General features: G+C 72.6%; 23 protein-coding genes. 6 read left to right on the top strand and 17 right to left on the bottom strand.

Annotation, left to right across the window (positions count from 1 at the left end):
- Positions 1–20 precede the first annotated feature (20 nt).
- Positions 21–1,100 carry a Zn-dependent alcohol dehydrogenase gene (locus ABTY59_RS21670; RefSeq protein WP_352020631.1) on the top strand — a complete coding sequence of 360 codons (1,080 nt, stop codon included), beginning with the start codon at positions 21–23 and terminating at the stop codon, positions 1,098–1,100.
- Between the two features lie 74 nt (positions 1,101–1,174).
- On the opposite strand, the gene ABTY59_RS21665 is transcribed toward ABTY59_RS21670, so the two are convergent.
- The 10 genes from ABTY59_RS21665 to ABTY59_RS21620 all read right to left on the bottom strand — a co-directional run bounded on the left by ABTY59_RS21665 (position 1,175) and on the right by ABTY59_RS21620 (position 10,076).
- Positions 1,175–2,119 carry a PDR/VanB family oxidoreductase gene (locus ABTY59_RS21665; protein ID WP_352020630.1) on the bottom strand — a complete coding sequence of 315 codons (945 nt, stop codon included), beginning with the start codon at positions 2,117–2,119 and terminating at the stop codon, positions 1,175–1,177.
- A 4-nt stretch (positions 2,120–2,123) separates the two neighbouring features.
- Positions 2,124–3,575 (bottom strand): purine-cytosine permease family protein, encoded by a 1,452-nt coding sequence (locus ABTY59_RS21660; RefSeq protein ID WP_352020629.1) that lies wholly within the window; start codon positions 3,573–3,575, stop codon positions 2,124–2,126.
- Positions 3,572–3,883, bottom strand: a complete 312-nt coding sequence (locus ABTY59_RS21655; protein ID WP_352020628.1) for a Rieske (2Fe-2S) protein — start codon at positions 3,881–3,883, stop codon at positions 3,572–3,574. Before ABTY59_RS21655 ends, ABTY59_RS21660 begins: the two co-directional genes overlap by 4 nt.
- Positions 3,880–4,761 carry an iron-containing redox enzyme family protein gene (locus ABTY59_RS21650; protein WP_352020627.1) on the bottom strand — a complete coding sequence of 294 codons (882 nt, stop codon included), beginning with the start codon at positions 4,759–4,761 and terminating at the stop codon, positions 3,880–3,882. Before ABTY59_RS21650 ends, ABTY59_RS21655 begins: the two co-directional genes overlap by 4 nt.
- Positions 4,758–5,564, bottom strand: coding sequence for a dihydrodipicolinate synthase family protein (locus ABTY59_RS21645; protein WP_352020626.1), 807 nt, complete (start codon positions 5,562–5,564; stop codon positions 4,758–4,760). Before ABTY59_RS21645 ends, ABTY59_RS21650 begins: the two co-directional genes overlap by 4 nt.
- A gap of 24 nt (positions 5,565–5,588) precedes the next feature.
- Positions 5,589–6,137, bottom strand: a complete 549-nt coding sequence (locus tag ABTY59_RS21640; protein ID WP_352020625.1) for a DUF6190 family protein — start codon at positions 6,135–6,137, stop codon at positions 5,589–5,591.
- On the bottom strand, positions 6,127–7,305 hold the full coding sequence (locus ABTY59_RS21635; RefSeq protein WP_352020624.1) for an aminotransferase class I/II-fold pyridoxal phosphate-dependent enzyme: 1,179 nt from the start codon (positions 7,303–7,305) through the stop codon (positions 6,127–6,129). The genes ABTY59_RS21640 and ABTY59_RS21635 overlap by 11 nt, the downstream gene beginning before the upstream one ends.
- Positions 7,306–7,526: 221 nt before the next feature.
- Positions 7,527–8,228, bottom strand: a complete 702-nt coding sequence (locus ABTY59_RS21630; protein ID WP_352020623.1) for a DsbA family oxidoreductase — start codon at positions 8,226–8,228, stop codon at positions 7,527–7,529.
- 37 nt (positions 8,229–8,265) lie between these two features.
- Positions 8,266–9,066 (bottom strand): oxygen-binding di-iron domain-containing protein, encoded by an 801-nt coding sequence (locus ABTY59_RS21625; protein ID WP_352020622.1) that lies wholly within the window; start codon positions 9,064–9,066, stop codon positions 8,266–8,268.
- A gap of 71 nt (positions 9,067–9,137) precedes the next feature.
- Positions 9,138–10,076, bottom strand: coding sequence for a DMT family transporter (locus ABTY59_RS21620; protein ID WP_352020621.1), 939 nt, complete (start codon positions 10,074–10,076; stop codon positions 9,138–9,140).
- A gap of 122 nt (positions 10,077–10,198) precedes the next feature.
- Between ABTY59_RS21620 and ABTY59_RS21615 the strand changes: the two genes are divergently transcribed.
- Entirely contained in the window at positions 10,199–10,867 is a 669-nt protein-coding gene (locus ABTY59_RS21615) for a TetR/AcrR family transcriptional regulator (protein WP_352020620.1), read from the top strand.
- Between the two features lie 26 nt (positions 10,868–10,893).
- Here the strand turns inward: ABTY59_RS21615 and ABTY59_RS21610 are convergent, their stop codons facing one another.
- From ABTY59_RS21610 to ABTY59_RS21595, 4 genes are all read right to left on the bottom strand, one after another.
- Positions 10,894–11,592, bottom strand: coding sequence for a TetR family transcriptional regulator (locus ABTY59_RS21610; RefSeq protein WP_352020619.1), 699 nt, complete (start codon positions 11,590–11,592; stop codon positions 10,894–10,896).
- Between the two features lie 214 nt (positions 11,593–11,806).
- Positions 11,807–12,718 (bottom strand): DMT family transporter, encoded by a 912-nt coding sequence (locus ABTY59_RS21605; protein ID WP_352020618.1) that lies wholly within the window; start codon positions 12,716–12,718, stop codon positions 11,807–11,809.
- Positions 12,719–12,770: 52 nt separating this feature from the next.
- A complete protein-coding gene (locus ABTY59_RS21600; protein ID WP_352020617.1) occupies positions 12,771–13,466 on the bottom strand; it encodes an ArsR/SmtB family transcription factor in 696 nt (231 codons plus the stop codon).
- Between the two features lie 18 nt (positions 13,467–13,484).
- Positions 13,485–14,174 (bottom strand): TetR/AcrR family transcriptional regulator, encoded by a 690-nt coding sequence (locus ABTY59_RS21595; RefSeq protein WP_352020616.1) that lies wholly within the window; start codon positions 14,172–14,174, stop codon positions 13,485–13,487.
- A 61-nt stretch (positions 14,175–14,235) separates the two neighbouring features.
- On the opposite strand from ABTY59_RS21595, the gene ABTY59_RS21590 reads away from it, so the two are divergent.
- The 3 genes from ABTY59_RS21590 to ABTY59_RS21580 all read left to right on the top strand — a co-directional run bounded on the left by ABTY59_RS21590 (position 14,236) and on the right by ABTY59_RS21580 (position 16,443).
- Entirely contained in the window at positions 14,236–15,387 is a 1,152-nt protein-coding gene (locus tag ABTY59_RS21590; protein ID WP_352020615.1) for an acyl-CoA dehydrogenase family protein, read from the top strand.
- A 61-nt stretch (positions 15,388–15,448) separates the two neighbouring features.
- Positions 15,449–15,739, top strand: a complete 291-nt coding sequence (locus tag ABTY59_RS21585; RefSeq protein WP_352020614.1) for a YiaA/YiaB family inner membrane protein — start codon at positions 15,449–15,451, stop codon at positions 15,737–15,739.
- A 77-nt stretch (positions 15,740–15,816) separates the two neighbouring features.
- A complete protein-coding gene (locus ABTY59_RS21580) occupies positions 15,817–16,443 on the top strand; it encodes a TetR/AcrR family transcriptional regulator (RefSeq protein ID WP_352020613.1) in 627 nt (208 codons plus the stop codon).
- Here ABTY59_RS21580 and ABTY59_RS21575 read toward each other — a convergent pair.
- Positions 16,434–16,895 carry a MaoC family dehydratase gene (locus ABTY59_RS21575; RefSeq protein ID WP_352020734.1) on the bottom strand — a complete coding sequence of 154 codons (462 nt, stop codon included), beginning with the start codon at positions 16,893–16,895 and terminating at the stop codon, positions 16,434–16,436. The genes ABTY59_RS21580 and ABTY59_RS21575 overlap by 10 nt on opposite strands.
- A 120-nt stretch (positions 16,896–17,015) precedes the next feature.
- Here ABTY59_RS21575 and soxR point away from each other — a divergent pair, with 120 nt between their 5' ends.
- Positions 17,016–17,495 carry a redox-sensitive transcriptional activator SoxR gene (gene soxR / locus ABTY59_RS21570; protein WP_352020612.1) on the top strand — a complete coding sequence of 160 codons (480 nt, stop codon included), beginning with the start codon at positions 17,016–17,018 and terminating at the stop codon, positions 17,493–17,495.
- A 211-nt stretch (positions 17,496–17,706) separates the two neighbouring features.
- Here soxR and ABTY59_RS21565 read toward each other — a convergent pair whose 3' ends face one another.
- Entirely contained in the window at positions 17,707–18,408 is a 702-nt protein-coding gene (locus ABTY59_RS21565) for a 3-keto-5-aminohexanoate cleavage protein (protein ID WP_352020733.1), read from the bottom strand.
- Positions 18,409–18,461: 53 nt separating this feature from the next.
- Positions 18,462–19,076 (bottom strand): hypothetical protein, encoded by a 615-nt coding sequence (locus ABTY59_RS21560; RefSeq protein WP_352020611.1) that lies wholly within the window; start codon positions 19,074–19,076, stop codon positions 18,462–18,464.
- Positions 19,077–19,187 lie beyond the last annotated feature (111 nt).

Here is a 19,187-nt window from a genome sequence, read left to right as displayed (position 1 = left end):
CAGGAACAGAGGAGAGACGCGTGATCCGCGCCGCCGTCCTGCCCGCCGTCGGCTCTCCCCTGGAGATCACCGGCATCGAACTCCCCGAGCCCGGACCCGGCCAGGTCCGGGTCCGGCTCGCCGCCGCCGGGGTCTGCCACTCCGACCTCTCCCTCTCCAACGGCACCATGCGCGTCCCGGTCCCCGCCGTCCTCGGCCACGAGGGCGCCGGCACCGTCGTCTCCGTCGGCGAGGGCGTCACGCACGTCGCCCCCGGCGACGGAGTCGTCCTCAACTGGGCTCCTTCCTGCGGCGGCTGCCACCCGTGCTCGCTGGGCGAGGTCTGGCTCTGCGCGAACGCCCTGACCGGCGCGGCGAACGTCCACGCCCGCACCGAGGACGGCACCGAGCTCCACCCCGGGCTCAACGTCGCCGCCTTCGCCGAGGAGACGGTCGTCGCCGCGAACTGCGTCCTGCCCGTCCCCGACGGCGTGCCGCTCACCGACGCCGCCCTGCTCGGCTGCGCCGTGCTCACCGGCTGGGGCGCCGTGCACCACTCCGCCCGGGTCCGGGAGGGCGAGACCGTCGCCGTCTTCGGCGTCGGCGGAGTGGGCCTGGCGACCCTCCAGGCAGCCCGGATCGCCGGCGCGTCGACGATCGTCGCCGTGGACGTCTCCCCGGAGAAGGAGGCGCTCGCGCGGGCCGCCGGGGCCACCGAGTACGTCGTCGCCTCCGAGACCACCGCCAAGGAGATCCGGCGGCTGACCGGCGGTCAGGGCGTCGACGTGGCCGTCGAGTGCGTCGGCCGCGCGGTCACCATCAGGACCGCCTGGGAGTCCACCCGGCGCGGCGGCCGGACCACGGTCGTCGGCATCGGCGGCAAGGACCAGCAGGTCACCTTCAACGCCCTGGAGCTCTTCCACTGGGGCCGCACCCTGGCCGGCTGCGTCTACGGCAACTCGAACCCGGCCGAGGACCTCCCGGTGCTCGCCGGGCACATCCGGGCCGGCCGGCTCGACCTCGGCGCGCTCGTCACCGAGCGGATCGGCCTGGACGGCATCCCCGGCGCCTTCGAGAACCTGCTCGCGGGCAAGGGCGGTCGCGCCCTGGTCGTCTTCTGATCCACGGCACGCGGAAGCCCGTACCGGCGGGGGTGTCCGGTACGGGCTTCCGAGGTCCGACCCTCGGGAGCGGGTCAGAGATCGAGGACGAGCCGCTCGCCGCGCGAGCGGCCCACGCAGATCATCATCGTCGCCCCCGCAGCCTTCTCGTCCTCACCGAGGACGGTGTCGTGGTGCTCGGGCGTCCCGGCGATCACCTTCGTCTCACAGGTGCCGCACCAGCCCTCCTCGCAGGAGTACGCCACACCCGGCACCACCTCCCGCACGGTGTCGAGCAGGGTCCGGCCGGGCTCCACGCGCAGCGTCCGCCCGGTCCGCCGCAGCTCGACCTCGAAGCCCTCCTCACCGGACGGCGACGCGTCCGGCGCGGCCGCCGGCGCCGGGGCCGCGCCGAACCGCTCCAGGTGCAGCGGCCCGGCCCACTTGTCCTCGACCGCCCTCAGCAGCCCCTCCGGGCCGCAGCAGTACACGGCCGTGTCCGCCGGCAGCCCGGCGAGGACGCCGTCCAGGTCGGGCAGCCCCGCCGTGTCCTGCGGGACCAGCGTGACCCCGGGGAGGGCGGAGAGCTCCGCGCGGTACGCCATGGAGGCGAGGCTCCGGCCGCCGTACAGCAGGGACCACGACCCCGGCGGCAGGGAGCGCAGCATCGGCAGCAGCGGGGTGATGCCGATGCCGCCCGCGAGGAACAGGTACCGCTCGGCCGGCACCAGCGGGAACCGGTTGACGGGACCCCGGACCTCCAGGACCGTCCCCTCCCCGACGGAGGTGTGGATCTCCTCGGAGCCGCCCCGGCCCGCCGGCTCCCGCAGCACGCCGAGCCGGTACGTGCTCCGGTCCGCCGGGTCGCCGCAGAGCGAGTAGTGCCGGACCGCCCCGGACGGCAGCGTCACCTCCAGGTGCGCGCCGGGCTCCCAGGGCGCGAGGTCGGCGCCCGTGGGATCCGCCAGGAGCAGGCCCCGTACGCCTTCCGCCTCGTCGACGACGGACCGGACCGTCAACCGGACCGCTGGCTCAGACATGACATCACCTCGACGTTCGTGAAGGCGGCAGCAGGGGTTCCGGCCACACCCGGCACAGGGCCCCGTACAGCACGGCGGCGACCACGAAGGAAGCGGGCAGGCTCAGGTCGACCCCACCGGTGACGCCCGTCAACGGGCCGGTGTACAGCGGGTTGTCGACCCACAGGATCCCGACGGCCGCGCCGGCCACGAAGGCCGCGGCGGCCCTCGGGTTGACCCCGCCCGTGTACCAGTACCGGCCGCCGCCGCCCGTGGTGAACGAGCGCAGTGCCTCCGCGTCGTACCGGCCCCGGTGCAGCACGTACCCGACGGAGAGCACGGCCGCCCACGGGGCCACGACCGTGAGGAGCAGCGTCACGAACGCCGACATGGCGTCCATGGCGTCGTACACCACCGCCCCGAGGTACAGCACGGCCGCCGCGAGCAGCGCGACCACCGTGGTCACGGCGGCCCGCGAGGAGCGCCAGAACACCGAGTTGGCGGACAGACCGGCCGCGTACAGACACAGTCCGGCCTGCGGCAGCGTGCCCAGGAAGCCGAACACGACCACCGCCACGGCGAACCAGCCCGGCACCGCGTCCGTGAGCCCCTGCAGCCACGGCTCGTCCGGCACGGGGAAGAGCGTCGTCACGTACGCGCCGGTGAGCAGCGCCGCGAGACTGCTGAGGAACATCGAGACGCCGCTGGCCCGTACCACCCGGCCCGTGGGGGTTCCGGCCGGCATGTAGCGGGTGTAGTCGCCCTGGAAGGTGGCGTACGACAGGGGCACGGTCGCGGACGCGGTCGCCGCGAGCAGCCAGGTCTGCAGGGTGCTGTCCAGCGCCAGGCTCCCGCCGGCGTACCCGGCGTCGAACTTCGGCGCGAGCACGAGCGCGGTGCCGAGCAGGACCGCGCCGCCGGTCACGGCCGTGATCTTGTACGTGCGGACCAGCGTCTCGTGGCCGCGCACGGCGACCAGCGCGACCGCGGCCGCCGTCACGAACATCGCGAGGGTCAGCGCGCCCGGACCCGTCGGCGTGCCGAACAGCCGGTGGCCCGCGACCATCACGGCCGTGCCGCCCGTCCACACGGCGATCGCGAAGAACCCGAGTGCCGTGACCACCGTGATGACGTTGCCGACGACCCTGCCCCGCACTCCGAAGTGCGCCCCGCTCGACACCGGATCGTTGGTGCCGGTGCGGACGCCGAAGCGGGCGAGCGGCGCGAGCAGCGCCGTCCCGACGGCGACGCCGGCGGCGATCGCGCTCGCCGCCGCCCACCAGCCGAGGCCGAAGACCACGGGCAGCGCGCCGAGCACCACGGTGCCGAACGAGAACTGCGCGGAGGGCCAGATCCAGCCGAAGTCACCCGGCGTGGAGGTGCGCTCCGCCTCGGGCACCGGCGCGATGCCGTCGTGGTCGACCGCCGCACGGGGCGGCGTCACGCCGGACGCCGCCCCGGTCGGAGTGGTGGTCATGAGGCGCCCCCGGCGAGCTCTTCGGGACGGTCCTGACCGGGCAGCACGTCGACCACCCGGAGGGCGGCGCAGGCCGCCCCCGAGGTGCGCTCGCCGCTGGTCAGGTCGAAGGTCGTGTGGTGCAGGGGGCAGGTGATCCGCAGCCTGTCCCCGTCGACCCTGCCGTACTTCAGCCGGCCCCCGCGGTGGGGGCACAGGGCGGCCGCGAGGACCTTGCGGCCGCCGACCTCGACCAGGACCAGGTCCTCGGTCACCTGGCGGACGACGGGCTCGCCGGAGCTCCGCCGCCCGGCGGGCACGGCCGTCATGCGACGGTCTCCCGCGCCCGCGCGATCGCGGTCTCCTGGGCCTCGCCGACGATGTCGGAGGCCAGCCGCACGCCCGCCCAGATCTTCGCGAAGTCGGGCTCGTCGAGCGCCCGGATCGCCGTACGCATGTGGTTGCTGTGGTACGAGTCGATGTACAGGTGCTCGGTGTAGTAGGCGTCGTGGACGATGCCGAGCCGCCGCGCGGCCCGCGCGAAGGCCTGGAAGGCGTACAGGACGCTGGTCTCGAAGTAGGCGTACGCCCCGAGGAAGTACTGCGGGGACGACGCCCGGCTCGCCAGCCAGTGGAACATGTTGACGTACGCGTAGCACTCCGGCGACGTGTCGTCGAGGTAGTCGTCGAGCTCCAGGCTCATCCCCAGCTCGGTGAGCAGGTCCCGGTAGAGCTGGGAGTGCGCCTTCTCCTCGTTGCCGCAGCCGAGTTCGTCGATGAGGACGCGGAAGACCGCCATCGCCGAGCGGTACGGCAGCCGGGGGACGACCGGGAGCAGCGACTCGGACTCGGTGAGCCCGTCGAGCGCGAACTCCCGCACGATCACCTTGAACTGGTCGAGCGTCGCGTGCTCCGCGAGGAAGGTCGCGCTCTCCGGGAGCGCGGCCTCCTCCTCGGCGAGGAACTCCTTGAGCGCCTGGAGCAGTTCGCCGGCCGAGCCGAACTTCGGCGCGGAGGCCTCGTACGCCCGCGCCTTCGGCAGGATCCACCGCTCCTCGATCGCGGTCATCGAGCCGTAGTCGCCGAGGTTGGGCACCCGCCGGTAGAGGGCGTGCAGTTCGCGCTGCGCGGTCGCGGCCGGGGCCGCGATCGAGTGCGCGGCCACCGGGACGGAGGAGGCGGTGGGGGAGGCGGGGGTGGTGCTCATGCCGCCTCGACCTCCTCGTGCGTGGTGGGGGAGCTGATCACACCGCGCGCGTGCAGTTCCTTCTTGACCCAGCGGTACCAGTCGTCGCGGAAGACGCCGTACTTCTCGCAGACGGTGTTGATCTCCGCCTGGCGGTCCGGGGTCGGGTCGACGAGCATCGCGTTGCACAGGCTGGGCTCGAGGTTGGCCAGCGGGCCGATGAAGCCCTGGATGCCGCGGGCGTCGACGAGGAGGTTCTCCCAGCCCTCGAAGACGGGGATGCCCGTGCCGGCCTCGGCCATCCGGCGGGTGAAGGCGGCGTCGCCGCTCGACTCCTTGATCCCGACGATCCCGGGGATCTCCTTGCAGATCCGGATCAGGGTCTCGAACTCGATGCGATTGCCCGACAGCGCCTCCTCGTTGTAGAGGAAGATCGGTATGTCGAGGGCCGCGCGGATCGTCCGGTAGTGCTCGACGATCTGGTCCTGCGTGACGTCGGCGCCGAAGGGCGTGGTGACGACGACGGCGTCGGCGCCGATCTCGGCGGCCGTGCGGGCCCGGTCGACCACCGAGGCCGTGTCGGGGAGCTGGATCCCGGCGAGCACCGGGAGGCCGCCGGCGTGCTTGACGGTGTACGTGACGACGTCCTGCCACTGCCGGGCGTCGAGCTTCCAGCCCTCGCCGGAGGTCAGCGCCGGCATCAGGCCCGTGACCTCGGCCCGGATGTGGTCCAGGAGCCGGACGACGCTCTGCTCGTCGACGGTGCCGTGCTCGTCGAGAGGGGTGATCAGGGGGACGACGGTCCCGGAGTAGGACTCAGGCATGAGTGGAGTGCCCTTCGGAGATGTTCAGAGGGTGTCGGAGTCGACCGTCAGCACCAGCGAGCGCTGGTAGAGGTCCTCCAGGTACGCGGGGAACGAGGGCTCCGCGCCGGCGCCCAGTGGCACGACGGGCAGTCCGTCGGCCGCCTTCAGCAGCCGGGGACTCGCCGTGTGCAGTACGCCCCCGTGGCCGATGACCTGGGCGATCAGCAGGCGTTCGTGCGTGGGCAGTCCGTCGAGCTCGGGGGTGGTGAAGGCCCGCCGGAGGTCCTCCAGGTCGTACGGGACCCGGTCGATGGCCAGGTCGGTGTGGAGGACGTCCATGAACGGGTAGTAGTCGTCCTGCACGCCCCGCTCGTAGCCCCACACGAGGTCGTCGCAGCGGCCGACCTGCTCCCAGTTCATGACGACCCGGCCGGCGTCCCCGGCGGCGAGCCGGTCCGCGAAGAAGGCCTTGGCGGCGGTGCGGACCTGGTCGTCCCGGCTGTGCATGCCCATGAAGAGCGTGGCGTCGATGAACACCGTGGGGGCGTGCTCGGTCGCCTCGGGCGCGGTGGTGGTGGCGTCAGCCGGCATAGCGCTCGAGCACCTTCCGCATCCGCTCCATGGCGCCGGCGAACACCTCGGGCTCGCGGGCCAGGGCCAGGCGGACGAAGCGCTCGCCCTTCTCCTTGGTGTTCCAGTAGAAGAAGGTGCCGGGCAGGACGTACACCTCCTCGTCGAAGAGGACGGCCTGGAGCTGGGTGGCGGTGAGGTCCTCGGTCTTGATGCGGAACCAGGCGACGCTGGTGCCGACGACCGGCTCCTGGAACTCCAGGATGGTGCCGTTGAGGGCGGCGCGGGCGGCGTCGCCGTTGGTCTTGATGATGTCGCGGACCGAGGCGAAGCCGTCCTCGATGGAGTCCTCGATGTACTGCGTGACCATGTTGAGGACGAAGGGCGACACGTTCAGGAGGACGCTGGTGTGGAGGTTGTAGACCTCCTCCTGGATGTCCCGGCTGGCGGTGATCATGGCGCACTTGGCGTCCTGGATCGGCCAGGTCTTGCCGGTGTCCTCCATGACCATGTAGGTCACGCCGGACTCCTCCAGCAGCTTGTAGATGTCGACGCGGCCGATGCCCTCGTCGCAGAGCGCGAAGGAGGCGAAGCAGAAGTCCATCACCAGGACCTTGTTGTGGTCCACGCAGTAGCGGACGACCTCGGCGAAGCCCTCCAGCTTCTCGGCGAGCAGGGTGAAACCGGTCGGGTTGTTCGGGTCGACCAGGTAGATGGCGTCCGCGTCGATCGCCTCGACCAGACGCTCGTAGATGGCGCCCTTGTCGTGCAGCACGGACTCGTCGACCGGCCCCAGCGGCACCTGCATGTTGCGCAGCAGGTCGACCAGGTTGTCGAAGCAGGGCTCCACCAGCTGCACGGACATCCCGCGCTGCTTGAGGAACATGCCGGCCACCATCGTGGAGACGCTCGCGGAGTACGACAGCAGGGTCCGGTCCATCGCCCGGGCGGTGGGCTGCTGGTGCAGACGGAAGAAGGCGTCGACGAACTGGCGCTCGAAGTGGGCCTGCTGCTTGGACTCGGACTCGTGCCAGAGCTCGGGGAGCCGGGAGACGATCCGCTCCTGCGAGGCGGACTGGCGCTGGTGCGTGTGCGCGTCGGCCAGGTTGAACCGGGTCTTCAGAGCCTCGATCTCGTGCTGGGTGAGGTCGACGAAGGTGCTGACGTCTGCCTTGTCGGTCAACGACATGAAGAACTCCCGCTGTCGATACGAATCTCCGTCCGGAATTCCGGCGGCGTGAACGACTTTAAGAGCTTCGAGCGGCCTTGCGAATAACGGCCGGGTCACGCAATTAATAATCACCGCGATGTTCTGCGGAGGTGAAAAAAGGAACGACGGCCAGGCATTCCTGTCACAGGAATGCCTGGCCGTCGTTCCTTTTATGCGGCCGCTTTTGGCGGCTTGTTCGACTATTCAGTGGCGGCCCGCAGCAGGATGTCCTCGAACACCTTCGGGTCGTCCGAGGCGATGACCGGCCAGCCGATGCCGTACGCGCCCTCCCAGCCCACGTCGATGCCGGGGTTGGCGTGGTCGGAGCCGTCGGGCAGGAACAGGTGGGGGCTGCAGTTCACGCGGTCGCTCTTCGACAGCGCGGCCTGGTCGGAGAGGGTCCTGCGGGCCCGACCGTCGTCCAGCGCCTCGGTGAGGGCGTCGACGTCGACGGCGCCCGTCTCGGCGGCCACGTCCAGGATCACCTTGCGGTGGCTGATGCAGCGCGACTCGGCCCAGAAGGCCCGGCGCAGTCCGAGGTCCAGCTGCTCGGAGGCGTTGAGGCTCTGCTCCTTCGCGGCGAGCACCGCCTCCAGGGCGGGCAGCGTCGTCGACGGGTACAGCCAGTCCTTGGCCTGCCACAGCTGCCATCCGGCGGCCGGCTCCAGGCTGGCCATCCGGGCGACCTCGCTGTCCGTGCCGGGGCGCGGGCTCGGGGCGTCGTTCAGCAGCTCAAGGGGGAAGGCGCGCAGGTCGAAGGAGACCTGCTCCTCCAGGCCCAGGCGGGCCCGGGTGGCGTGCAGCCGGTGGATGGCGATGTGCGCGAACGAACACCAGATGTCGGAGAAGACGGTGACGACTCCGCGCGGCGGGGTCAGATCGGCGGTGGTCGGGTCGGACATGGTTCTCCTCTGTTCAGGTGTGCGGGCCGAGGGGGGCTCAGCCGGCGTCGGACTCATGGGCGTCCAGTGCCGCCTCGAGGTCGAGGTCGGCGTCCGGCAGCCAGGCGGGCAGGGACGGGATGCGGGCCATGGCGTCGAAGAGGCGGGGTACGGAGGCCTCCTCGACGGTCGGCCCGTGGGCGCTGAGCAGCCGCGTGGGGCGCAGTGCGGCCAGCTCGTGCACGGGGCGGAGGAACTTGGCCTCGTCGACCAGTGCGGTCCACGGGGCAATGGCACGGTTCAGGACCTCGAAGCCGTGGAAGAATTCCTCCTCGGAAAGGTCGGTGAAGTCCTGGCGAATTTCTTCGACGACGGTGCCGAAACTGTCGGAGCTGTAGAGCGTTCCATCGGAATGGTCGAACACTGCGAGAGTTCCGGGTGAATCGAAGGTGGGCGGCCGGTGAAAACTCAGCTCACGATCGCCGACTTTCACGCGACTTCCCGGGTTCGCGGTTACTACCCGTTCCTGCGGAATGCTGAACTCTTCCGATATTCGCGTCACTGATATCGCGTTGGCCAGCACCTTCGCCCGCGGCGCGGCCTCCAGGATCCGGGCCAGGGCGCCGGTGTGGTCGCGGTCGTCGTGGGTGACGACGACCCAGCGGAGGTCGGCCGGCTCGATGAGCGACCAGAGGGAGTCCAGGAAGCCCTCCCGGTCGACGGGCATGCCGGTGTCCACGAGGATCGGCTGTCCTGACCGGAGCAGGAAGGCGTTCACCGGCTGGTCGCCGAGGCCGGGGATGGGCAGGGCCGAGGGGAGGACGTGGATGTCCGGCCCGGCGGTGTAGGGCGTCTTCATGAGCAGCCTTTCGCGAGGCGCCGAGGGGCCGGGTCCCCCGGGCGGGGGCCCGGGGGAGGCGCCGGCCTCGGTCAGACGAGCTGGATGGTCAGGGATCCGGCGATCAGCAGGGCGAGGCCCAGGGCGCGCGGCTTGGTCAGGGAGCGCTGGGGGAGCTTGAACAGGCCCTTGTGGTCGATCAGTGCCGAGGTCAGCTGCTGTCCCGTCACGGTCAGGGCGATGGTCACGGCGGCGCCGATGGTGGGGATCAGCAGGAAGGTGCCGGTGACGTACGCGGCGGCGCAGGCGCCACCGAGCCAGCCCCACCAGGGCATCTTCTTCAGCGGGGCGATCTTGGGCTTCGGGGTCTTCCGGGTCGCGTAGAGCACGAGCAGGACGACGGCGATGGTGAAGGTCGCCACGGCGAAGCTGATCACGGCGACGGTGATGGGCTCCTTCAGCTGGGCGCGCAGCTGGGCGTTGACGGCGCCCTGGACCGGCAGCACACCGCCGGCCACGATGCCGAGGGCGAGCCAGCCGGCGCGGCCGGCGCTGGACATCTTGGGGGCGCCGGGAGGGGCCGCGGCCTTCATGCCCCGGATGATCACGACGATGCCCGCGAGGACGGCGAGGGCGCCGATGACGATGCCGGCGCTCAGGTCCTTCTGCTTCAGGCCGAGGAGGCCGAAGAGGTCGAGGGCGAGCGAGGCGAACATCTGGCCGGTGACGAAGAGTCCGACGGCGGCGAGGGCGCCGAGCCGTGGGAACAGCAGGATGCCGCTGGTGATGTAGAGGGGGCTGGCGAGTCCGCCGAGCAGCTGCCACCACTCCACGTCGGGCAGCTTGCCGAGTGCGCCGAGCGCGCCGGCGGCCACCGCGAGCACGACGAGCAGCGTGGTCGCCACGCCGAGCTGGATGGTCGAGGCGCCGTACGGGGTGCCGACGGCCGAGTTGAGCTGGAGGTTCACCGAGGCCTGGACGGCCAGGAGGCAGCCGACCAGCAGGGCCGCGGCGAGAAGCGCGGTGTGCATCTGGATCTCCCTGGGGCGGGATGGCGAGCGGGTAAGTGGACACTGAGTCCGTTTAGCATGCCATGCAACATGGCAAACGGACAAGGTGTCCACTTAGCCCCAGGGGAAGTAAGGTCTGGTCCATGAGCGAGGAAGAGCAGCGAGGTCGAGGAGCCGGCTCCGTGCACCGGGTCGGCGGACTCCTCGGTGATCTGCAGGCCGCGGACGACCAGCCGGTCGCCCCGCGCAGACGCGCGGACGCGGAGCGCAACCGTGCCCAGATCCTGGCCGCGGCCGAGCGGCTCTTCGCCGAGCAGGATCCCCGGTCGGTCACCATGGACCGGATCGCCAAGGCCGCGGGCGTGGGCCGCGCCACGCTCTACCGGAGCTTCCCCGATCCGTCCTCGGTGGCCGTGGCGCTGCTCGACGAGCACGAGCGCCGGCTCCAGGGGCAGCTCATCTACGGGCCGCCGCCGCTCGGCCCCGGCGCACCGGCGGGGGAGCGGCTCGCGGCGTTCTATCTGGCGATGCTCGACCTGCTGGAGCGGCACCTGCCGCTGGCGCTGGGGGCGGAGACCGGCCCCGCGCGGTTCCGGACGGGCGCGTACGGCTTCTGGCGCGTCCACGTCCGGACCCTGCTGGTGGACCACGGGATCGAGGACCCGGATCCGCTGATCGACATCGCGCTCAGTCCGCTGTCGCCGGAGCTCTTCCAGTTCCAGCGGCACGAACTCGGCCTGTCGGCCGAGCGCGTCGGGCGTTCGCTGACGGTCTTCGCGCGTCAGCTGCTGCAGTCAGGAGGCGGTCGCTGACGGTCTTCGCCCGTCAGCTGCTGCAGTCAGGAGGCGGTCGCCGACCGGCCGGGCGACGGCGCCTTCGACGGCTTCGGGCGCGCCGGGGCCGCCGGGTGGACCAGGCCCGGCAGGATCAACTCCCAGATGCGGCGCAGCCGTTCCTCGGCCGGGTCGTGCAGGGCGCCGCTCTCCGCGGCCCACAGGGCGTCGTCGGGGGCGCTCGGGTTGCGCATCTCCAGCTCGACCCCGGTGATCACGTAACCGATCAGTGCCGCGACCGCCGTCGCGTCCACGCCCGGCCGCAGGGCCTTCTCCGCGACCGCGTACCGGGCCAGCCGGCCCACCTCGCGCCGCCAGGGGCACTCCTGGCCCGGCCCGGGGCCGGGGGACTGCAGCTCGCGGGAGAGGCGCTCTCCGGCCCGCGCCACGTGATCGGTCTCGAAGAGCCGGATCAGCGCGTGCGTGGTGATCACCAGTTTGTCGATCGCGGTGCCGCCCACTCCCTCGGTGGATAAGCAGGCCGACTCGACCGTGACCCGGGTGGCCGCGCGGGCCCGCCCGCGCACCGCGGTCGCCAGGTCCGACTTGGTCGCGAAGTGGAAGACCAGGGCGCCGGTCGTCACCCGCGCCTCGCCGGCGATCCGGGCCAGCGAGGCCCGCTCGTAGCCCACCCTGTCGAACACCCGTGCGGCCGACGACAGGATCTCCTGTCTCGTGCGTTCCGCCCGCTGCTGAATCGCCATGAGCTCCCCCGTGGACTCGCGAGAAGGTGCCGGAGCGTTATCTTCCGGCCCGCGCCTGTGACCGACTCGAAACTATCCGGCCGGGGACCGGCGAAACGTGGCTTCTCCCGGCACCGGCCGGAACTGGGGCTTGACGCGGCTCTTCGTCCCAGGTCGCGGGCGCACGGCCCGCGCGGGCCGCCCGTGAACTGACCGGAACAAGGGGTATGGCCTGTCAGGTGGATTCAGCCGTTCCGGCGGCCACGGAGGCCCGTGCCCGGGAGCGGGATACGGCCACGCCCGCGAGGCACAGCGCACCCCCGGCGAGGGTGAGCGCACCCGGCAGCTCGCCCAGGAACCCCCACGCGAGGAGCACCACCAGGGCGGGCACGGCGTAGGTCGTCGCGCCCATCCGCCCCGCGGTCGTACGGGCCAGGGCGTAGGCCCAGGTCGTGAAGGCGAGCGCGGTCGGGAACACCCCCAGGTAGACCATGTTCAGGGTCGCCGGCAGCGGAGCCCGCCCGGCTTCCTCGACCAGCTGTCCGGCGAAGGGCAGACAGGCCGCCGCCCCCACCAGGCACCCGAAGGTCGTCACCTGGAGCGCGCTGCCGTGCGCGAGCGCCGGCTTCTGGGCGACGACCCCGCCCGCGTACGCGATCGCCGCGAGCAGACAGAGGAGCACCCCGAGCACCGAGGCGTGGCCGCCCCCGCCGCCGGACATCGACAGGCCGACGGTCACCGCGCCCGCGAAGGAGACCGCCATGCCGGCCAGCAGCCGGGGCGGCAGCGACTCCTTGAGGAACCGGGCGCCGAGCAGCGCGATCAGGATCGGTCCGATGTTCACGACCATCGCCGCCGTGCCCGCGTCCACCTCCTGCTCGCCCCAGTTCAGGACGACCATGTACACCCCGAACCAGAGCAGGCCCGAGACCGTGATCCCCGGCCAGGCGGCCCGCGGCGGCAGCCCCTCCCGCCGCACCAGGAGCACGGCCCCGAGGACCAGCGACCCGGCGAGCAGCCGGCCGAGCGCGAGCGCGCCGGGAGAGTAGGCCGCCCCGGCGCTGCGGATGGAGACGAAGGCGGAGGCCCACAGGACGACGGTGACGGCGGCGGCGCCCAGCGCGAGCCGGGAGGGTTGCTTCTGCATGGTCCGACGGTAGGGCGTGGACGCTTCGGCGCTCACCGCAATATCGGGGCGCTCAGCGCAGTGCGTCCGCCGTGATGCCCAGGTACGTCCGCAGGGCGGTCTCGCCCTCGGGCGTCACCTTCACCGCCCGCTCGGACCCGATCCGTACGCACCAGCCGGCGTCCAGCGCGTGCCGGCACAGCGCGGCACCGGCGATCCCCGCGAGGTGGGGGCGGCGCTCGGTCCAGTCGAGGCAGCCGCGCGCGACGGGCCGCCGCCCCTTCCGTTCGAGGGCGATGCCCTGTGCGTCGAACCAGGCCAGGCCCCGGTCCGTGAGCGCGAACCCGGTGTCCTGGCGCAGCAGTCCGCGCTCCGTCAGGGCATCGGTGATCGTGATGCCGAGCCGTCCCGCGAGGTGGTCGTAGCAGGTCCGGCCGCGCGCCATCGCCCGCCCGGCGCTCGCCGCCCGCAGCGAGCGCGGCGCCGGGGGCACCGCGGGCTCGGCCCGGGCGGCCAGGTCCTCGACGAGGTGCGCGATGCCGGGATCGGCCAGGCGGACGTACCGGTGCCGGCCCTGCCGCTCCTCCGCGAGCACCCCGCCCGCGACCAGTTTCCCGAGGTGCTCGCTGGCGGTGGAGGGGGCCACCCCGGCGTGCCGGGCGAGCTCCCCGGCGGTCCAGGCCCGCCCGTCGAGCAGGGCGAGGAGGAACGCGGCGCGGCTCTCGTCCGCGAAGAGCGCCGCGAGCGCGGCGAGGTCACTGGCTGCCATGGGTCAAGCCTGGCGCACTCACGCTTCGGCGGAGGCCGAACCGTGCGCCGCGCCGGGGCGGGCGGGGATCGCCTCGTACTGGAGGCGCAGACCGTCGAGCAGCGCCCGCAGACCCGTCTCGAAGGCGCCCTCGTCGACCTTCTGGCGGCGCTCCGCGAGGAGGTGGGCCTGGCCGAGGTGGGGGTAGTCGGCCGGGTCGTAGGCCGTCTCGTCGTCGACGAAGCCGCGGGCGAAGGAGCCGAGGGCGGAGCCGGTGACGAAGTACCGCATCAGCGCGCCGATGGAGGTGGCCTGCGCCGGGGGCCAGCCCGCGCGCACCATGGCGCCGAAGACCGCGTCGGCGACCCGCAGGCCGGCCGGGCGGCGGCCGGGGCCCTGGGCGAGCACGGGGACGATGTGCGGGTGGTCCGCGAGGGCGGCCCGGTAGGAGACCGCCCAGTCGTGGAGCGCGGTCCGCCAGTCCCGTCCGTCGTCCGCGGCGAACATCGACAGGTCGATCTTCGCGCTCACCGCGTCCGCGATCGCGTCGAGGATCTCGTCCTTGGTGCGGAAGTGGTTGTAGAGCGAGGGCCCGCTCACCCCGAGTTCGGCCGCGAGCCGCCGGGTGGACAGCGCCGCGAGGCCCTCCGCGTCCACGAGCGCGCCCGCCGTCTCGACGATGCGTTCTCGGCTGAGCAGGGGCTTGCGCGGTCGGGCCATGGCGCACATAGTAGGCCCGCGAAGATAAAACTAGCAGTGGTAATTAAATGGCCGAGTGGGGTGGCACCGCATGAATCTGGAACTGAGCGAGGAGCAGGAGGCCGTACGGCGGCTCGCCGAGGACTTCGTCGCACGTGAGGTCACCCCGCACGCCGTCGCGTGGGACCGCGCCGAGGAGGTGGACCGCGGCATCGTGAAGAAGCTCGGCGCCGTCGGCTTCCTCGGACTCACGATCCCGGAGGAGTACGGCGGTTCGGGCGGCGACCACCTCGCGTACTGCCTCGTCACCGAGGAGCTCGGCCGCGGTGACTCCTCCGTGCGCGGCATCGTGTCCGTCTCGCTCGGCCTGGTCGCCAAGACGATCGCCTCCTGGGGCACCGAGGAGCAGAAGCGGGAGTGGCTGCCCCGGCTCACCTCCGGCGAGGCGCTCGGCTGCTTCGGCCTCACCGAGCCCGGCACCGGCTCCGACGCCGGGAACCTCGCCACCCGCGCCGTCCGTGACGGCGACGCGTACGTCGTCAACGGCAGCAAGATGTTCATCACCAACGGCACCTGGGCCGACGTGGTGCTGCTCTTCGCCCGCACGAACGACACTCCCGGCCACAAGGGCGTCTCCGCCTTCCTCGTCCCCGCCGACACCCCCGGCCTCACCCGCCGCCCCGTCCACGGCAAGCTCGGCCTACGCGGCCAGGCCACCGCCGAACTGGTCCTGGAAGACGTCCGGGTCCCCGCCGCCGCCCTGCTCGGCCCCGAGGGCAAGGGCTTCGCCGTCGCCATGTCCGCCCTCGCCAAGGGGCGGATGTCGGTCGCCGCCGGCTGCGTCGGCATCGCCCAGGCCGCCCTCGACGCCGCCGTGCGCTACGCGGGGGAGCGCGAGCAGTTCGGCAAGCCCATCGCCTCGTACCAGCTGGTCCAGGAGCTCCTCAGCGACATCGCCGTCGACGTGGAGGCCGCCCGGCTGCTCACCTGGCGGGTCGCCGACCTGATCGACCGCGGCCGGGACTTCGCCACCGCCGCCTCCCAGGCCAAGCTGTACGCCTCCGAGGCCGCCGTCCGCGCCGCGAACAACGCCCTCCAGGTCTTCGGCGGCTACGGCTACATCGACGAGTACCCGGTCGGGAAGCTGGTGCGCGACGCCCGCGTGATGACCCTCTACGAGGGCACCAGCCAGATCCAGAAGCTGATCATCGGCCGGGCGCTGACCGGGGTCTCGGCCTTCTGAGTACCTCGCTGAGTACGCGGACGGATGTGGCCCGTGCCACATCCGTCCGATGCTGTGCGGCATGAGCGACACACCGGTCAAGCAGCAGAACACCGCCGCCTACTACGCCCAGGCCGTCCTCTCCTTCGGGATCGCGATCGCCGCCGTGGGCATCGGCGTCTACCAGCTCGACGCGAGCGCCTGGGTGCGGGCCTTCCTCGCCGTCTCGGTCCTCTACCTCACGACCTCCGCGTTCACGCTCGCCAAGGTCGTCCGCGACCGACAGGAGGCCGGCCAGATCGTCAGCCGGGTCGACCAGGCCCGACTGGAGAAGCTCCTCGCCGAGCACGACCCGTTCCAGAAGCTCGGATGAGCACCCGCGGGATCTAAGCGCTTGCTCACCCTCGTTGTATGGTGTTCGTCCTGACGGGGTCCGAGAAGGAGTGTGGGATGAGCGCGGCGGAGGAGACGCCCGTGGGCGAGGACATGCCCTGGGGCGAGGTCACGCCCGAGGCGGCCCGGCGGCTGCTCGTGGCCGCCGTCGAGGCGTTCGCCGAGCGCGGGTACCACGCCACCACCACCCGGGACATCGCGGGCCGCGCCGGGATGAGCCCCGCCGCGCTCTACATCCACTACAAGACCAAGGAAGAGCTGCTCCACCGGATCAGCCGCATCGGTCACGACAGGGCCCTGGAGATCCTCCGGGCCGCCGCCGACGGGGGCGGCACCCCCGCCGAGCGCCTCGCCGACGCCGTGCGCTCCTTCGTCCGCTGGCACGCCGAGCGGCACACGACCGCGCGCGTCGTCCAGTACGAGCTCGACGCCCTGGGCGCCGAGCACCGCGCCGAGATCGTGGAGCTGCGCCGCGAGTCCGAGGCGGTGATCCGCCGCATCATCAACGAGGGCGTGGCGGCGGGCGAGTTCGCGGTGCCGGACGTGCCCGGCACCACCGTCGCCGTGCTCTCCCTGTGCATCGACGTCTCGCGCTGGTTCAACACGCAGGGCCGCCGGACCGCCGACGAGGTCGGCGCGCTCTACGCCGACCTCGTCCTGCGGATGGCCGGAGCTCAGAAGTAGTAGCGGGAGACCGACTCGGCCACGCAGACCGGCTTCTCGGAGCCCTCGCGCTCCACGGTCACCGCCGCCGTCACCTGCACGCCGCCGCCCGCCTCCTCGACCTTCGTCAGGACGGCGGTGGCGCGCAGCCGCGAGCCGACCGGCACCGGGGCGGGGAAGCGCACCTTCTCCGTCCCGTAGTTGAGGCCCATCTTCATGCCCTCGACGCGCAGCACCTGCGGGACGAACAGCGGCAGCAGCGACAGCGTGAGGTAGCCGTGCGCGATCGTCGAGCCGAAGGGGCCGGTGGCGGCGCGCTCCGGGTCCACGTGGATCCACTGGTGGTCCCCGGTCGCCTCGGCGAAGAGGTCGATCCGCTTCTGGTCGATCTCCACCCAGTCGCTGTGCCCCAGCTGCTCGCCGACCCCCGCGCGCAGCTCCTCGGCGGAGGTGAAGATCCTCGGCTCGGCCATGTTCGCCCGTCCCTTCTCGTACGGCATACCTGATGGTCGGTATCTAAGCGCTTGCTCAGCATGTGGGGTGCGGGGGCCGCTGTCAACGGCCGCCGACCACGGACCAGTAGGGTTCCCCGGGTGCCGCAGATTCCAGAGAAGATCCACGAACTCACCGTCGGCCAGCTCTCCGCCCGCAGCGGGGCCGCCGTCTCCGCCCTGCACTTCTACGAGGCGAAGGGGCTCATCAGCAGCCGCCGCACCAGCGGCAACCAGCGCCGCTACGGCCGCGACACGCTCCGCCGGGTCGCTTTCGTCCGGGCCGCGCAGCGGGTCGGGATCCCCCTGGCGACCATCCGGGAGGCGCTCGCCCAGCTCCCCGAGGAGCGCACGCCCACGAACGAGGACTGGGCCCGGCTCTCCGGGGCCTGGCGCACCGAACTCGACGAGCGCATCAAGCAGCTGGGCCGGCTCCGCGACCACCTGACGGACTGCATCGGCTGCGGCTGCCTCTCCCTGGAGACCTGCGTCCTGTCCAACCCCGACGACCGCTTCGGCGAACGCATGGCGGGCTCCCGCCTCCTCCCGGTACGCCCCGCGTCGGACGAGGACACGGCCTGAGGCCGTGTCGGGAAAGTCCCGCCTGGCCCGCGACGCCTGGCACCCCCCAGGGGGTGTTTCGGAAGTCCCGCACAGCACCCGCGGCGCCCGGCACGCCCCCTCGCCCCACCGGCCAAAGACCCGAGCAGCTCCGCTACGAGGGCCTTCGTCCGGCACGCCGAGGGCACGCACCGGACACCGCGGGCACCGCACAGGACTTTCGAAACACCCCCTAGTCCGCCAGCGCCGCCGCGACCAGTTCGGCGTTGGAGCGCGCCCGGGTGCCGTCCGGCAGGAACACCGTGTCCTCCAGGCCGATCCGGGCTCCGGCGCCCAGCCGGCGGGCCAGCCGCAGCACCGGCCAGACGCCGTCCCCCTCGCCGTGCAGCAGCACCGGCACCCCCGCCGGGACGGCGAGGGACGCGAGCAGCGCGCGGGCGGTGGCCACGGGATCGCCGCCTCGGCCCGCGGCCTTCGCGAGGACCCGCTCCACCCGGGCGGCCGACGGCGAGCCCGCGAAGCGGTCGGCGCCGTCCGTGCCGGACCACAGCGCGGCCTCGACGCCGATCCCGCGCTCCAGGAGCGCGGCCGCCACCTCCTCGGCGCCCGGCTCGTGCCAGTCGACCGACACCAGGTCGGGGAGGTCCGTCCAGGAGCGGATCCGCTCCACGAGGCGGTCCGGATCGGGCTCGGCCGAGGCCGCCGTCGTGACCCGCACCGGGGTGTCGAGGGCCGAGCGGACCGCCGCCAGGACCGGCCCGAGCACCCGGGGCGACAGCGACGTCCGGCCGCACGGGGTGCGGGGATGCACCCGCACCTCCCGGGCCCCCGCCGCCACCGCACGCGCCGCCGACCGGGCCAGGGACTCCGGCGACATCGGGACCGCCGCCGAGTCCGCGGGACCCCGCGCGCCGTTGAGGCAGACCTGGAGCACCGGGGGCGACGCGCCCCTCACGCCACCGGGGCCGGCGGCGGGTGCCGTGCTCCTCACGCCGCCGAGGCCAGCGGCCGTCGCCGGTCCCCGCGGGCCCGGGCCAGTGCCCCCGAGGTCAGCACCGCCCGCGGGACGCCCACCCCGCAGTCCCCGCACACCGGGCCCAGCCACGGCTCGTACGGGTCGCCCGGTCCGGCCCATTCGATCCGGGGCCCCGAGCACACCGGGCACGCCTCGCCCGGGCCCCGCTCCAGGGCGCCGATCAGCCGCCGCAGCACCTCCGGCAGCGGGTCCGAGGGGTGCACCGCCGGGTCGCCGCAGCGGACCACGCCGTTCCCGCCCCAGACGCGCCGGTGCCAGTCGTCGAGCGCGCCGAGCCCGCGCAGGCCCTCGTGCTTCTCGCGCCGCCGCCGGGCGGCGAACCGTTCCTCGTACGCGAGCCACACGGCCCGCGCCTCCTCCAACTCGTCGAGCGCGGCCACGAGCCGCCCCGGGTCGAGCTCCCGGTCCTCGGGACCGAATCTGTGCCGCCGGCACAGATGGTCCCAGGTCGCGCGGTGCCCGTACGGCGCGAACCTCTCCAGACACTTGCGCAGGGAGTACCTGCGCAGCGCCGTGTCGCACGCCGGATCACGCACCTGTCTCGCGAGACTCCGGAAACCGGCCATCCCTCGCCACCTCCGCCGCTGGTCCTTCCGCGATATCAGAGGGACGAACGAGCGCCCCGCGGTGTTCCATCGAAATTCCGATGGGAGGCATCAGCGGGGCGGAAGAGGCAC

Source organism: Streptomyces sp. NPDC096079, assembly GCF_040303145.1.
In the GTDB taxonomy this organism is placed as follows: Bacteria; Actinomycetota; Actinomycetes; order Streptomycetales; family Streptomycetaceae; genus Streptomyces.
Note: the sequence above shows the minus strand (reverse complement) of the source record. Positions and strands in the feature narration are given on the sequence as shown.

What these genes read in the sequence shown, in the direction of transcription:
- ABTY59_RS21630 (WP_352020623.1), bottom strand. Translation starts at nt 8,228, where the DNA reads ATGTCCGACCCGACCACCGCCGATCTGACCCCGCCGCGCGGAGTCGTC.
- ABTY59_RS21575 (WP_352020734.1), bottom strand. Translation starts at nt 16,895, where the DNA reads ATGGCCGAGCCGAGGATCTTCACCTCCGCCGAGGAGCTGCGCGCGGGG.
- ABTY59_RS21655 (WP_352020628.1), bottom strand. Translation starts at nt 3,883, where the DNA reads ATGACGGCCGTGCCCGCCGGGCGGCGGAGCTCCGGCGAGCCCGTCGTC.
- ABTY59_RS21635 (WP_352020624.1), bottom strand. Translation starts at nt 7,305, where the DNA reads ATGTCGTTGACCGACAAGGCAGACGTCAGCACCTTCGTCGACCTCACC.
- ABTY59_RS21580 (WP_352020613.1), top strand. Translation starts at nt 15,817, where the DNA reads ATGAGCGCGGCGGAGGAGACGCCCGTGGGCGAGGACATGCCCTGGGGC.
- ABTY59_RS21640 (WP_352020625.1), bottom strand. Translation starts at nt 6,137, where the DNA reads ATGCCGGCTGACGCCACCACCACCGCGCCCGAGGCGACCGAGCACGCC.
- ABTY59_RS21620 (WP_352020621.1), bottom strand. Translation starts at nt 10,076, where the DNA reads ATGCACACCGCGCTTCTCGCCGCGGCCCTGCTGGTCGGCTGCCTCCTG.
- ABTY59_RS21665 (WP_352020630.1), bottom strand. Translation starts at nt 2,119, where the DNA reads ATGTCTGAGCCAGCGGTCCGGTTGACGGTCCGGTCCGTCGTCGACGAG.
- ABTY59_RS21615 (WP_352020620.1), top strand. Translation starts at nt 10,199, where the DNA reads ATGAGCGAGGAAGAGCAGCGAGGTCGAGGAGCCGGCTCCGTGCACCGG.
- ABTY59_RS21595 (WP_352020616.1), bottom strand. Translation starts at nt 14,174, where the DNA reads ATGTGCGCCATGGCCCGACCGCGCAAGCCCCTGCTCAGCCGAGAACGC.
- ABTY59_RS21625 (WP_352020622.1), bottom strand. Translation starts at nt 9,066, where the DNA reads ATGAAGACGCCCTACACCGCCGGGCCGGACATCCACGTCCTCCCCTCG.
- ABTY59_RS21605 (WP_352020618.1), bottom strand. Translation starts at nt 12,718, where the DNA reads ATGCAGAAGCAACCCTCCCGGCTCGCGCTGGGCGCCGCCGCCGTCACC.
- ABTY59_RS21600 (WP_352020617.1), bottom strand. Translation starts at nt 13,466, where the DNA reads ATGGCAGCCAGTGACCTCGCCGCGCTCGCGGCGCTCTTCGCGGACGAG.
- ABTY59_RS21650 (WP_352020627.1), bottom strand. Translation starts at nt 4,761, where the DNA reads ATGAGCACCACCCCCGCCTCCCCCACCGCCTCCTCCGTCCCGGTGGCC.
- ABTY59_RS21610 (WP_352020619.1), bottom strand. Translation starts at nt 11,592, where the DNA reads ATGGCGATTCAGCAGCGGGCGGAACGCACGAGACAGGAGATCCTGTCG.
- ABTY59_RS21660 (WP_352020629.1), bottom strand. Translation starts at nt 3,575, where the DNA reads ATGACCACCACTCCGACCGGGGCGGCGTCCGGCGTGACGCCGCCCCGT.
- ABTY59_RS21645 (WP_352020626.1), bottom strand. Translation starts at nt 5,564, where the DNA reads ATGCCTGAGTCCTACTCCGGGACCGTCGTCCCCCTGATCACCCCTCTC.
- ABTY59_RS21585 (WP_352020614.1), top strand. Translation starts at nt 15,449, where the DNA reads ATGAGCGACACACCGGTCAAGCAGCAGAACACCGCCGCCTACTACGCC.
- ABTY59_RS21560 (WP_352020611.1), bottom strand. Translation starts at nt 19,076, where the DNA reads ATGGCCGGTTTCCGGAGTCTCGCGAGACAGGTGCGTGATCCGGCGTGC.
- ABTY59_RS21590 (WP_352020615.1), top strand. Translation starts at nt 14,236, where the DNA reads ATGAATCTGGAACTGAGCGAGGAGCAGGAGGCCGTACGGCGGCTCGCC.